At 52.2% G+C, this 13213-nt stretch carries 12 protein-coding genes; 3 read left to right on the forward strand and 9 right to left on the reverse strand.

The window, feature by feature from the left end; translation table 11 throughout:
- Positions 1–56: 56 nt before the first annotated feature.
- From J2Z18_RS05695 to J2Z18_RS05710, 4 genes are read right to left on the reverse strand one after another with little or no spacing between them, the layout of a single operon-like run.
- Positions 57–953 carry a carbohydrate ABC transporter permease gene (locus tag J2Z18_RS05695; RefSeq protein ID WP_007127470.1) on the reverse strand — a complete coding sequence of 299 codons (897 nt, stop codon included), beginning with the start codon at positions 951–953 and terminating at the stop codon, positions 57–59.
- Entirely contained in the window at positions 953–1879 is a 927-nt protein-coding gene (locus tag J2Z18_RS05700) for an ABC transporter permease (protein ID WP_007127469.1), read from the reverse strand. Before J2Z18_RS05700 ends, J2Z18_RS05695 begins: the two co-directional genes overlap by 1 nt.
- Before the next feature lie 34 nt (positions 1880–1913).
- Positions 1914–3179, reverse strand: coding sequence for a Gfo/Idh/MocA family protein (locus J2Z18_RS05705; RefSeq protein ID WP_244152608.1), 1266 nt, complete (start codon positions 3177–3179; stop codon positions 1914–1916).
- Positions 3180–3238: 59 nt separating this feature from the next.
- A complete protein-coding gene (locus J2Z18_RS05710) occupies positions 3239–4579 on the reverse strand; it encodes an acyltransferase domain-containing protein (protein ID WP_007127467.1) in 1341 nt (446 codons plus the stop codon).
- Between the two features lie 335 nt (positions 4580–4914).
- Between J2Z18_RS05710 and J2Z18_RS05715 the strand changes: the two genes are divergently transcribed.
- Positions 4915–5937 carry a LacI family DNA-binding transcriptional regulator gene (locus tag J2Z18_RS05715; protein WP_007127466.1) on the forward strand — a complete coding sequence of 341 codons (1023 nt, stop codon included), beginning with the start codon at positions 4915–4917 and terminating at the stop codon, positions 5935–5937.
- A 266-nt stretch (positions 5938–6203) separates the two neighbouring features.
- Complete coding sequence (locus J2Z18_RS05720) at positions 6204–8183, forward strand: DUF4832 domain-containing protein (RefSeq protein ID WP_210094370.1); 1980 nt, start codon at positions 6204–6206, stop codon at positions 8181–8183.
- Positions 8184–8350: 167 nt separating this feature from the next.
- Here J2Z18_RS05720 and J2Z18_RS05725 read toward each other — a convergent pair whose 3' ends face one another.
- The gene (locus tag J2Z18_RS05725; RefSeq protein WP_007127464.1) at positions 8351–8785 is read right to left on the reverse strand and encodes a carboxymuconolactone decarboxylase family protein; all 435 of its coding nucleotides are present in this window, start codon (positions 8783–8785) and stop codon (positions 8351–8353) included.
- 95 nt (positions 8786–8880) lie between these two features.
- On the opposite strand from J2Z18_RS05725, the gene J2Z18_RS05730 reads away from it, so the two are divergent.
- Positions 8881–9336 (forward strand): Lrp/AsnC family transcriptional regulator, encoded by a 456-nt coding sequence (locus J2Z18_RS05730; protein ID WP_007127463.1) that lies wholly within the window; start codon positions 8881–8883, stop codon positions 9334–9336.
- Between the two features lie 119 nt (positions 9337–9455).
- Here the strand turns inward: J2Z18_RS05730 and J2Z18_RS05735 are convergent, their stop codons facing one another.
- Genes J2Z18_RS05735 through J2Z18_RS05750 form a run of 4 tightly spaced genes read right to left on the reverse strand, consistent with a single transcriptional unit; the run spans position 9456 to position 13166 of the window.
- Positions 9456–10385, reverse strand: a complete 930-nt coding sequence (locus tag J2Z18_RS05735; protein WP_007127462.1) for a dihydrodipicolinate synthase family protein — start codon at positions 10383–10385, stop codon at positions 9456–9458.
- 45 nt (positions 10386–10430) lie between these two features.
- Positions 10431–11399 carry a phosphoglycerate dehydrogenase gene (locus tag J2Z18_RS05740; protein ID WP_007127461.1) on the reverse strand — a complete coding sequence of 323 codons (969 nt, stop codon included), beginning with the start codon at positions 11397–11399 and terminating at the stop codon, positions 10431–10433.
- Positions 11399–12226 carry a carbohydrate ABC transporter permease gene (locus J2Z18_RS05745; RefSeq protein ID WP_007127460.1) on the reverse strand — a complete coding sequence of 276 codons (828 nt, stop codon included), beginning with the start codon at positions 12224–12226 and terminating at the stop codon, positions 11399–11401. Before J2Z18_RS05745 ends, J2Z18_RS05740 begins: the two co-directional genes overlap by 1 nt.
- Positions 12227–12239: 13 nt before the next feature.
- A complete protein-coding gene (locus J2Z18_RS05750; RefSeq protein ID WP_007127459.1) occupies positions 12240–13166 on the reverse strand; it encodes a carbohydrate ABC transporter permease in 927 nt (308 codons plus the stop codon).
- Positions 13167–13213: the final 47 nt, after the last annotated feature.

Genomic DNA, 13213 nt, shown 5'->3' on the forward strand with positions numbered 1-13213 from the left:
ATAAACAAAATTCATCTATGTAAAGCCTGAGTCGGCAGTAACCGCGCATGCGCCGTCTATTCCTTGACTGCACCGGCCATAATCCCGTGCACGAAGTATTTCTGAACGAAGGGGTACAGGAAAATGATCGGCCCGATCGTAATGACCGTAACGGCCATTTTCACGGTCTCCGCAGGCAGCGTAATGCTGCCCGATGCACCGGACGGAATGCGCCCTGAGCTGACCGCGTTGACGTTAGACAGAATGTTGTAGAGGTAATATTGCAGCGGAAATAAATCCTGATCCTGAATGAAGATGAGCGCATGCCACCAATCATTCCAATATTGAAGCGCATACATTAAACCGACCGTAAGCAGTGCGGTCTTGCTTAACGGGAGGGCTATTCTCATATAGATCGTAAAATAATTGGCGCCGTCCATCTCCGCAGCCTCATAAAGCGATGTCGAGATGCTCGCAAAATACGTGCGCATAAGAAACATATTCCAGACGCTGAAGATGGAAGGCAGAATGAGGGCCAGAATGCTGTCCTTTAATCCGTAGTAATTGACGCTCACCATGTACCACGGGATCAAGCCTGCTGAGAAAATAATCGTAAAATTGCTGATAAAGGCCAGCACATTGCGGTATTTGAGCTTTTTGACGGACAGGGAAAATGCAATCAGGCTCGTAATGAGCAGGGCGCCCGTCGTCCCCGCAACCGTGATGAAGATCGTCACGCCGTAGGATTTCAGTATTTTCATGCCGCTGTTAACGAAGATGTATTTGTAGGTATCCCAGGTAGGGCTCATGGGGAGGATGGAATAGCCGTTTCTTGCGACGGCCTGCTCTGAAGAAAAGGATACGCTTAAGGTTAAAACAAGAGGATACAGACAAACGAGTGCGAATAAGCCGACGAAACCGTAAGCAAAGGCGATGACCAGCTTATCGCCGAGCAATCGATTCTTTCCAATCATTAAAACAGACCCTCTCCGTCATTTATTTTCTTAGCCGATCGATTGGCAGCCGTAATCAGGATTAACCCCATCAGGGACTGAAACAATCCGATGGCCGTCGCGTAAGAGAAGCCCAGCGTCCGCATGGACTGATACACATAGGTATCAATGACCGTTACCTCATCGGCCAGGACCGGGTTGTTGCCAACGATGCCGTAAATCATCCCGAAGTCGCCATAGAAGATCCTTCCCACGCTGAGCAGGGTTAAGACGATGATCGTCGGTTTCAACATAGGGACGGTTAAGTAAAAAATCCGCTGCAATTTGCTGGCTCCATCGACTTTAGCCGCTTCGTACAAGCTCCCGTCGAAATTGGACATCGCCGCCAAATAGATAATGGAATTGTACCCGCTCCATTTCCAGACGCTCGACAGAATGATAATCCATTTCCAATACTTCGGCTCCGAGTACCACCTGATCGGATCGGCTCCAAAGAACTCCAAAATGTTGTTGGCAACGCCCACATCCGTGGAAAAGATGCCGTACAGAATCGCACCGACGACGACCCAAGATAAGAAGTAGGGAAAGAACATCATGCTTTGGGCGATTTTTTTGTAAGCCTTATGCCGGATTTCCTGAAGCAGGACGGCTATGCTCACCGGGACGACGATCCCCAATATAAGACCGAAGAAGTTGATATACAGCGTGTTGTAGATCACCTTCCACCCCATGCTGTTCTCCGAGAAAAAAAATTTGAAGTTGTCCAGCCCCACGAACTTGCTGCCGAAGATCCCGTCCACCACATTAAAATCGGTAAAAGCCATCCATGCGCCCGCAAAAGGGATGTACGAGAACATGATCAGCACGATAAGCGCAGGTACGCACATAAAGTACAGAATTCGATTTTTCTTGATTTCATGGAGAAACCCCTTAACGACGGAGCCCATCCCCTCACCACCTTTAACTTTGCATTTCGAACGATTAGGCTGTAATGCTTTGCCGCAGCTTCGCCTTAAGCTCATCCATATCGATTACGGTACCGGTCATTCTCGCCTCTTCCGCTGCATAGGCCATGATGTGGCTCTCTACCGACATTTCGATGGAGGATCTGCTGCTGAAATCAGGGTTTTTCAAATTCTCCAGAAAATCGATCATCAGCCCCGTATCTCCGCCGTTGTGCCCACCGCTTACGGCAGCCGGCCGAATGACGGTTTGCTGCTGGGCTTCGGCCATATTGGAGTTAAATCGAGTGACCTCGATGACATTCAAGGTATCATCGCCCCGAATTTCACCGTGCTCGCACATGATTTTGATGGTGCGGTACATTTTATTGGTAAATCCGCTTAAGTTAAAAGTGGCCGTTACCCCGTTCTTGAACTCAATCAGGGTTACCTGATGATCGCACACATCATTATCCATCCGATACACGCAGCGTCCGTATGGGCTTGTTTCGAGCTCCTTAAGCAGCCCCTCTTCCGATTGATCAGCCGAAACGACCGTAGCCGGCCATTGCCCTCGAACAGGCAGATAGGCTTTTCTCGCATCGAAGCGGCAATCTGCGGCAACCTTGCAGTCCAAGCATCGATCAGCGCTGCCTTCCGGTGCATTCTCCTCTTTAAAATAAGCGAGATCCCCGTAAGAAGAGATCCGCTTTGCGCCGCTGTCCACGAGCCAGGATAAAACATCCATATCGTGGCAGGATTTCTGCATAATGATCGGGCTGGCCAGATCGCTTCTCCTCCAATTGCCCCTGACAAAGGAATGGGCCATATGGAAATTGCCGATATTCTCGTTATGCTGAATGGTGACGACCTTGCCGAGTTCCCCGCTATCGATGATTTTCTTAATCTCCATAAAAAAATTCGTGTACCTCAGCACATGGCAAACAATCACTTTCCGGCCCTTTTCACCGGCTTTTTCCTGAATTCTCATGCATTCTTCGGGACTTGGCGAAATGGGCTTTTCGAGCAAAATATCATAGCCGAGCTCAAGCGCTGCCATCGTTTGGGCATAATGATCCCGGTCCATGGAAGAGATGATGACGGCGTCGCAAATACTCCCTAATCGATAAAATTCTTCAATGGATGCAAATTGCCGCTCCGGCGGAATCCGGAACTCGTCCGCGGCCGCCTTTCTTCTCGCGAAGTCCGGCTCGACCACCGCGGCGATCTCGTCACTTTGATGAGCATGCCTTGCATAGATCATGCCTCGTTGTCCTGCTCCGATTAATGCCAGTTTCAACTCCATTACCTCCAGCGATTCGTATTTTGTCTAAACTCGTTCTATGCAATCGCGCCTGTCTCATTTTATTCCTGCGGGATACGCCCGGTACGTTTCGGCAAGTGGCTGTCCACGGTTTGCAGGAACCGCTCCCGGTCTGCATCCGTTATATATGGCATGCTGCCGATCCGCGGAACATCCTCCCTAAGCACCACCATGCTCAGCGTGTTGAACCTTGCCCCTGCCTTCATATATCCGGCCGCGGCCCGCTGCAGAGAAGTCGTCAGCTCGACGGGGCTGACGACTGGGTCCGCCTTCCAATCGCCAAAGACTTCATAGCGCAGCATGCCGTCCCCCTCCAATGTCGGATAATTGTAAAACTGCCGTTGAACGCGGACGATATTGCTTTTTTCATTGTCCAAAACGAGCGATAACCGGGTATCGTAAAGCCAGCTCGAGCTCCAGAAACCCTTGATTGACAGCTCGGGGAAATATCGGTCGTAAAATTCAAGCGCCATGGCCATGGATTGCTTAATCCGCTCCGGCGTATAGCCTGGACCCGACGGTATATGCAAGGCAAGAAGCGTATCCCCCACTTCCAGGACCCGCTCCCACTCCTGCTTCAGGATCGGCGTCGTTTCTCGTTCCACGAATCCCATCGGATTGATCCGATTGGCAATGATGAAGGTCTCGTTCTCATGCCACTCCGAAGTGAAGCTCCCTTCCACGTCAATCACATCGTTGATGCCGTTTCGTTGTCCGTCGCTGCGAAACTCTTCCCCCGCATGCCGAAGCGCTATCACCTCTCGCGTATCCACCTGCCGAAACATCGTGAACGGGTCCCCGAATCGGTAGGGGATGAAATAGAACCGGTCTAACAGAAAGATGGAGCAGGTGTAGAAATTCATCACCCATGGAAAATCATGAACCTTAGGATCGCCGTAGAGCGCCAATTTTTCCAATTGATGCTTCAGCGGCTGATGCGGGATGTGCTCGTAGTACGCTTGGGGCACTGAACGCCGCCGCAGCTTGTTCATGGACGGAACGACACAGGCGAGCAGCAGTAGGAAGGAATAGAGATCTCCATGGTGTCTCATGCAACCCGGCGTCATATTCGAGTAAGGTGTCTCGTCGCACCGCTCGCGCGCGGAACACATGTCCTCCACCAAAAATTTGGTGAAGTGAAACAATACGTCGTTTTGCTCGATCTCCTCGATGCCTTCTACAAGCCGCTGCCGGAGATGATTAGGTACTTGATAGGACTCGAAGAGCTCCGAGAGGTATGTTCGCGGGATAAGCTCGGAATTGTTGTTCGGTGTATACATGTTGAACTTTGCTTCCAGACCCTCAGGCAGAACATCGAAGCTGCAAATTGCAGCACACTCTTTAAAATTCATCAGAATCGCCATTTCACGGTTTACCCCCATTGGAATAATGAACGCCTTCACGCTGTTTCATGGTTTGTTACGTTGTTTTTACGTAAAAAATATTATATGTTTAGTGATTTCATGTTATATCATCCAAACTTCATCTTGCAATAGAATTTTTGGTTTTTTATCATTTTTACGTAACATTTCGCGACAGAATCATGTTATTATTGATTTTGAAGCAAGACTCATATAAGATGTAGTCACGCAAATAAACAACGTAACAAACTACGAAACAAAACACAAAGTTCTTATGAATCATTGTTTGGAAGGTAACATTCCTATAAACTCATAAATGGTGATCATTTGTAACAAAAAGGAGAATGGTTTTAACGATGAGTACGATTCGGGATGTTGCGAAGCTAGCGAATGTATCCACTGCCACCGTGTCCAGAGTTTTAAACAATGATACGAAATATAAAATCACGGAAGAGACCAAGGAACGGGTATGGCAGGCCGTTACGCAGCTCAACTATAAAATCAGTTCCAGCCCCAAGCGCAAAGTCGCAGTCAAGGATCAAACCGACAGCAAGTCACATATCAAAATCGGATGCGTATTAAGCGTGACGAAAGATAAGTACAACGATCCGTACTTCATGTCGATATTGTCCGGCGTAGAAGAGCGGCTTCTCAGTGCAGGGTATAGCATCTCTTTTATTCGGACCGGCATCGAGCTGGATGATCGCAAAATCCTATTCAATACGTTCAGCGAACCGATTACCGGCCTGATCCTGATGGAGTCGTTGAACAGCGAAACCTACGAGTATATTCGCAAGCAGGTCCCTTACATCGTAGGGATTGATACGGAACGCGGGGATATCGATAACGTGGGCTACGATCATTACAATGTGGCTTCGGTGGCGGTGAACCATCTCATCGAGAAAGGCCATACACGGATTGGATATATCGGAGGAAGCGGATTGACGGGAAATTTGAAGGACAGCCGCCGCTATCGAGGGTACTACGCCAGCATGCATGCGGCCGGATTGTCAGTGAATCCGGATTGGGTGATTGATTGCTTATGGGATGAGGCGGTTTGTATCGAGCAAATCAATCATTTATGCCAAACCGGCAAATATCCTACCGCCTTCTTCGCCGGAAGCGATTTGATGGCGATGGCCGCTCTTAACGGGTTGTACAACAACGGTATTTCCGTTCCGAATGAAGTGGCCGTTATCGGCCTGTCCAACATTGAGGTATCCAAGTACTCCAATCCTCCGCTGTCGACGATCGACGTGCCAACCAAGGAAATCGGCATGGTCGCCGTTGATAACCTGATCGACCGCATCAACGGAAATCGGCTGCTGCCGAAGAAAGTGATTCTGCCTACCCGCTTGATCGTACGCAGCTCGACTTAAGTGAATTTTGAAAGCCGGCTAGATGGAAGGCTGCCGTCCAACCGTGCTCCATGACTGCGCACCGCGCGCACTGGAGATTGGCACATGGCGTACAGCTAATTTCCAAATTTCGCACATGCATGAAGCACCTGAACCGGTGCTCTTTTTTTCAGAAAGATCCCGATACAAAGAAAGGGGGTGAGCCTTGAGCCAATCGCGATAGCCAGGATTGCCGAGTGTAAGCCTGCAGCTATACGAACGCCCATATTTGTAGGAGGAGGTTTGATATGAGAATACGGGGTAATTCAATGAAAATGATGATTGTAGCGATGATGGCCTTGCTTCTGACGTTGTCCCCTTTTCCCGTCTCGATTTCGGTTGCGGAAACGGCCTCAATCGAGATTGACGGCGATGCAAGCGACTGGGAAGGGATTCCGGCCCTTTCCACGAATTCCGGAGCCGCCAAAGTTCTGAAGGCTTCCCACGACGAGCAACACCTGTATCTCCTTGTAGAAGGCTCCGGTCTGAGCACGACCATGGGCAGCTTCTGGTTGAATACGGACGGAAGCGCTGTTACCGGGTATCAGGCTTATGGCTGGGGAGCAACAGGGATTGAGTGGCTTCTCGAAAATGATTCCCTGTACCGCTATGGAGGCAACGGGAGCACATGGAGCTGGAATTGGTCCTCCTCGCTTCCTTCCTCTCAATTTACACGGACTTCGTCCCTCATTGAAGTTGCGCTTCCGCTTCAGACGCTTGGACTAACCGCAGGCGGCAGCGTTAGCCTCGGATATCTGGATAACAACTCGGATACCCATCGCCTGCCGGGGCAAAACCAGCCGCTCCCGCTTTATACCCTTGATGAAAGGAATCCCGGAGAAAACATGGTCGAATTCTATCCAACCGAGCTGGATGATCCGCTCAACAATCCATTTAAGGGCTGGGCCCCTTCCGCAAAATCCACCGGCTATCCTCAGGACCACCGTCTTGTATATGTCGGCGTCACTTGGAAAGAGCTGGAGCCCGCGAAGGGGCAGTATGATTTCAGTGCAATCGAAGCAGCCAATCATTTCGACCATTGGCGAAGCCGTGGCGTCAAAGTCGTTCTTCGCTTTATTATGGACAGTCCTTCGGGCGTCCCTCACCGGGACATTCCGGACTGGCTGTACAACGATATGGTCCGACTCGGACAATCGCCGGGCAAGGCTTATCATGATGAAACCGGAGGCATGGGTACGGGCAACAACATCGGCTTCTCCCCGAATTACAGCTCCGACTATTTGATTGCGAGGCACAAGCTGGCCATCGAGGCGATAGCGGAGCATTACAACGCGCCTGACAGCCCGATTGCTTTCGTGCAAATCGGTTCGCTCGGCCATTGGGCTGAATTTCACACCTGGCCCTATGTAGGACCGAACGGGGAAAGCAACTATACGGGAGCCTTTCCACCGAACGAAATTTCCAACCAATACATTCAACACTACATCGATGCATTTGCCGATCAGGAGGATCACACGCAGTTAATGATCCGGCGAAGCGTGGACCTTGCCAAGAATAACAACAAAGGCCTTATTCTAGGTATGTATAATGACGTTTTCGGCGACCAGCCAAGCTTCGATTCCGAATGGGGCTGGTATACGGGCACACAGAACGGTTATTGGGACGATATCGGCCAGCGGCAGCCGGGTCATCCGAATTTCTGGGATGTCCGCATCTCCGGTGGGGAATTTTACGGCGGTGCCTATGGTATGAATGCTGCGCTAACGACAGGCAGCGGCTTTAATGAGACGCTGCGGCAGACCGAGCTGAGCAAGCCGAGCTGGCTCGGACCGAACGCCCCCGCTTCCTTGGCGGTGGGCAATCCGCTTCAAGGCAATATGGATCGGCTGAAGAAACGAATGGGCTACCACTTTGTCTTGAACAAGGCCACCTACCCGGAAGCGCAGAACGGAGGCACGCTAGACGTATCCGTCGTCGTGGAGAACAAGGGCGTCCAGCATTTCCCGTTCAACTGGCCCATCGAGCTTCAGCTTCGAAGCGGCGGGAGCATCGTGGCACGTCAAACGGCAACCGCAAACTTAACAGCCTGGAGAACCGGCTTGCATACGGTGTCAGGTTCTCTCTCCACTTCCGCGCTGCCAAACGGTACCTATGATTTGACCATCGCTATCTTGGATCCAGCCTCGAACCGGCCGGCGGTTGATTTTGCGAATACGGACCGACTGTCCGATGGTGCTTACAAGATTGGCGTGTGGACTAAGAATTAATCAGAGCATGCCGTAAAATGAAAGATCAGCAGATCAGGCCGTTATGAACGTACGGCTCCGAGCTGCTGATCTTTTTTTCGCTGAGATGTTGCCAGCGCTTTCTGTAGAAGAAAGCTGCTCATATCGGGTGACAGCTAGATCCAAAGCCCTTGGCTGTTAGGGTTATTTCAGGGCTGCAGATCCATCACCGCCCCGAACGTTTGGGAAGCAGTGGTAAAGCACACGAAGGAGCATAGCTCCGCGATCTCAGGCTCCGAAAATTCACTTCTTAACACGTTGAATGTATTCTGATTGATGGAGTCGCGGTGGTTTAGAAATAAATCCGCGAAAGCCACCGCCAAGCTGATTCTGGAATCTTCGTGGCTGATTGACGGCTTACCTTTCGCTTGACAGTATTTACACCCGTTCCCGAAAGCAAGCGTACGGCGAACTTGTTCTTTTAATTCTTGGCTTAATCGGCCGCTGCGGTAAAAAGCTTCCTCCAGCTCCACCCACTGTGCTCGAATATCTTCATTATGACCCAGCAGTTGTTGAAATGGCGTATCCCCTGACTTGGAGTAAGAAATTCTCGCCAAGGTCATCCCCTCCTTCCACTTCTCCATTATAAAGGCTTACCCCCTCGAGTTCCTTTACAATTGAAATCATTCATGTATGATAAACTAACAAATACAACATAATTTATGAAATGAGGTTTCATATGAAATTCGACGACATTGATCTCTCCATTCTGGATGAGCTCTCGCGGGATTCCAGACTGTCCATGCGGGAGCTTGGCAAGAAAGTAAATCTCTCCCCTCCATCCGTAACGGAGCGGGTGCGCCGGCTTGAGAGCGAAGGCGTCATTACCGGGTACACCATCGGGATCGACCGGAAAAAGCTTGGATTTGGGCTTGAGTGCATCATGGAGGTCACCGTAAGAAACGGGGATTTTGAGAAATTCAAGGCATTTGCCCAAGCACATCCCCGCGTGCTGGGATGCTGGCGAACAGCGGGGCGGGCCTGTTTTTTCGTCAGGATCTGCGCGGCGGACTTGGGGGAAATCGAGGCGTTCGTGAACAGCATCGCGAGCTATACCTCTCCTTCGACCCATATCGTTTTTTCCGAGGTGAATATCGTTACCAGCCTAAAAGAGCAGCTCTCAACTCCATCGTGATGCTCGACCTGTTCCCCTTCCTCTACCTCCTCCCTCTGTGCCTCTGCTTATTGAAAGAGCTCGCAGCCGCCCCCTAATGAGGCGGTCGCGAGCCGGTCCTTGCTTGCAAAATCCAAGCCTTATGATGAAATCGGAAACTTTTGGGCATACCGCTTGGACAGCCGGTGCAGCTGCTCGACCTCCAAGCGTTGGGTGGCGCTGAACTCCTCATGGTTTTTCGAGCGGCAGCGATAGTTCGTCAGCACGCCTTCGAGCATAAGATAATACTTCGCGTTCACGGGATAAAGCTGTCGTTCGATGAAGGAGGCGACGCTGAGGAAATCGGACAGCTCCTCCGCCTCCTCCGGCCGGCTCTCCCAATTCCGGAACAACCACGTATACAGCTCCGGATGGAAATTGGCCATCACGCCGCTGAAACCGAAGGCCCCGAGCCGGTAGCTGCCGAGAAGCGTCGCCGTATTGGCGTTGAAGATTTTCAAGCTTCCTCCCTGAACCGCCTTGAGCTTGTCCCCGATCAGCTGCAGATCGCAGCTCACATCCTTGATGAACCGGAAGCGTCCGGTATCCGAGCATTTCTTCAGCATCTCCGGCGTCAGCAGACGACGGTACGGGGCCGGACACTCATACAACCCGAGAGGTACGTGTTCCGGAATGCGCGCGAGCAGCTTATCGAGATTCGCCAGCCACACATCATCGGACTCATCGGGACCTGCGAGCCGATTCGTGATCAAGACGACGGCGTCGACACCGGTTTCCGCGATGGCGTTCAGCTCCGCGACTTGGTCTTCAAAGTCATCGGATACATGCCCCGATGCAATCACCGGCACCCGGCCGGCGGTCTTCGCTTTGACGAAGGCGGCGATCAGTACGCGCTCCTCCAGGGTCAAGGTATACATTTCGCTGGATTGACACACGGCAAACAGGCCGTCGGCCCCCCGCTCGATATACCAGTCGATAAGCCGCTCCAGGGCCTCGTAATCCACTTCGTTCTGCTCCGTAAACGGCGTTAGCATAACCGGCCAGTTGCCGTTGGTAATGTTCTGATACATAGGCGTCCCCTCCTCATTAGGTTCGCATCGTTTATGCGTGATTGATTACGCTCTCGGCGTCAACAAATGCTGCGGCTCGCGTCCTTCGAATATATCCAGCAGCGCCTGCGCGGTAACCATGCTGACCCGCTCATACGTCTCGTACGTCTCGGCCGCGGTATGCGGCGTCGTGATGAGATTACGGGTCCGCAGGATCGGATTGTCGGCGGATACCGGCTCGGCCTCATAGACATCGATGGCTGCCCCGGCGATGGCGCCCGATGTGAGCGCCCTGGCGAGCGCCTGCTCGTCCACGACGGCTCCCCTGGCCGTATTGATGAACACTGCCGAAGACTTCATCATGGAGAAAGCCCCGTCATTCATAATATGGTACGTCTCGTTCAGGCTGGGCAAATGCATGCTGACGATATCGCTGTCCGTCAGCACTTGCTCGAAGGTTGTCAGCTTCACGCCATACTCCTCCGCCTTGGCTGCATCCGGATATTTATCGTACGCGATAAGCTCGACATCGAAACCTCTAAGCTTCTTGGCGGTCAGCTGGGCGATATTTCCGAATCCAAGGAGACCGACCGTCCCGCCGGCAAGCTCGGAGCCGACAAACCGGTCCCAGCCGCCGTTCTTCGTGGATTGGTCAAGCAGCGGAATGCTCCGGCGCACGGCAATCATGAGGCCGACCGCCAGCTCGGCTACCGCATTGGCATTGCCTCTCGGAACATTCGTGACCTGGATGCCGTACTTTCGCGCCGCTTCAAGGTCGATATTGTCCACGCCGACGCCGAAGCGGGCGATCCCTTTAAGCTGCGGCGCCAGCTTGAACACGTCCTCGTTCCAGGTGTCCACGCCGGCAATGACGCCGTCGACCGAGCCTACCACCTCCTTCAGCTCCCCGAACGTCAGTGGACGTCCATAGGGGTTCTCTATGATCTCGCAGCCATTATCCAGCAGCAGCTGCTTGGCATTCGCGCACAGCCTGGAGTAATTCGTAGCGGTGACCAGCACTTTTTTCCCTTTCATTATTTAACCCCTCCTACCGTCATCCCGCTAACCATATATTTGGATGTAAACAGGTACATGATGATGACCGGAATCGATGCGACGATAGAGCCTCCCATCAGCGGTCCCCAAGCGAAGACGTCGCCCACGATCATGTCCGACAGCCCCAGCGTGATCGTTTTGTCCGCGCCTTTGGTGACGACGACCAGGGCGTACAGATACTCGCTCCAGCACAGCGTGAACGAAAAGATAAAGGTAGCCGCAATGCCCGGCGCCGATAGCGGAAAGATGATTTTGGTCATGGTGCTGATTCGGGAACACCCGTCGATCATGGCCGCTTCCTCGATCTCGTCCGGAATGGACTTGAAGTAGGAGATCAGCATCCATGTAGCGTACGGAATCGTAATCGTCGGGTAGATCAGCATGAGCCCGTATATGGAATTGTTGATGCCGATGGCCGTCACCAGCATATACAGCGGAATGAACAGAACCGCTCTTGGCATCAGGTACGCGTACAGGATGCTCTTGGAGATGAAGCTTCTCCCTCTGAACTTGAGCTTGGAGATCGCATATGCGGCCAGCATGCTGACCACGATCGAAAATACGGACACGATCAGCGAGACGAGCAGGCTGTTTTTGATATTCGTCATGAAGCCCTTTTCGTTGATCAGCCTGTCATAGGCGGTTCCAAGGAACTCCTTCGGCCAAAACGTAGGCGTCATGGAATAGATCTCTCCATTGGACTTGAAGGACGTAATGACCATCCAATATAAAGGAAAGAGCGCGAACAAGAGCAGCAGGGCGAGTGTGGCATATACCGTGATCTGCTTGCCAAGCGTATTTTTCATCAAAAATCACTCCTTACTTGTCGGACGCCAGCGAACGCTTGGTCACATAGTTGATCAGCATGATCAAAGGCGGCAGCGTAATGACGGATATCGCAATCGCTTTGCCGAGGCTCATGTTCAGGAATCCTACGGTATAGCTGAGCGTGGACAGAACCTGCGTGCCGTTGTCCGGGCCGCCCCGCGTGAGAAGCCAGATGATCTCGAAGTCGTTCAGCGTCCAGATCGTCGTGATGACGGAGGACAGGATGGTCACTTCTTTAACCGAAGGCAGCGTCATGTAGAAGAAGCGCTTGATCGCTCCAGCCCCGTCCAGCATGGCGGCTTCGTACATTTCCTTGGACACCGTCTGCAGGCCCGCCAGTATGGCGATGCCCATGAACGGAATGCCTCGCCAGACGTTGACCAGAATGACCGAGAACATGGCGAGATCCGGTGTGGCCAGCCAGCCGACGGGACTATCGATGAGCCCTGTCTTTAGGAGCAGCGCATTCAGTACGCCGCCGACGTCGGAATAGATCCACTGCCAGGTAAACACGGAGACGATCGTCGGGATCGTCCACGGGAGAAAGAGCATCACCCTGAAAAAGTTGCGGGCAACGATATTCTCGTTGAGCACAAGCGCCATGATCATGCCGAATACCGCCTTCAAAATAACCGCGACAAGCGTAAAGACCAGCGTGTTCCAGACCGCCTTCCAAAACACGGAATCAGCAAGCAGCTCCGCATAGTTCCGCAAGCCGACGAACGTTTCGGGAACCCCGACCACCTTATTCGTCAAGCTGAGATAAACCGCCCAGCCGAATGGAATCGCCATGACGGCCAGCAAATAGATCAGCACCGGGCTCATGAGCAGGTAGGCCAGCCAGCTGCCGCTCTTGCTTCTCTCCCTTCCGGATGCCGGAAGAGTTCCCGGCGTCGTTTGAACCTCCAAGCTTTTCATGGATAGCACCTTCTTTCTGTCGCCTTCCTCAGGCACGCCGCAGCCCA

Source organism: Paenibacillus lactis, assembly GCF_017873605.1.
Taxonomy (GTDB): Bacteria; Bacillota; Bacilli; order Paenibacillales; family Paenibacillaceae; genus Paenibacillus_AQ; species Paenibacillus_AQ lactis.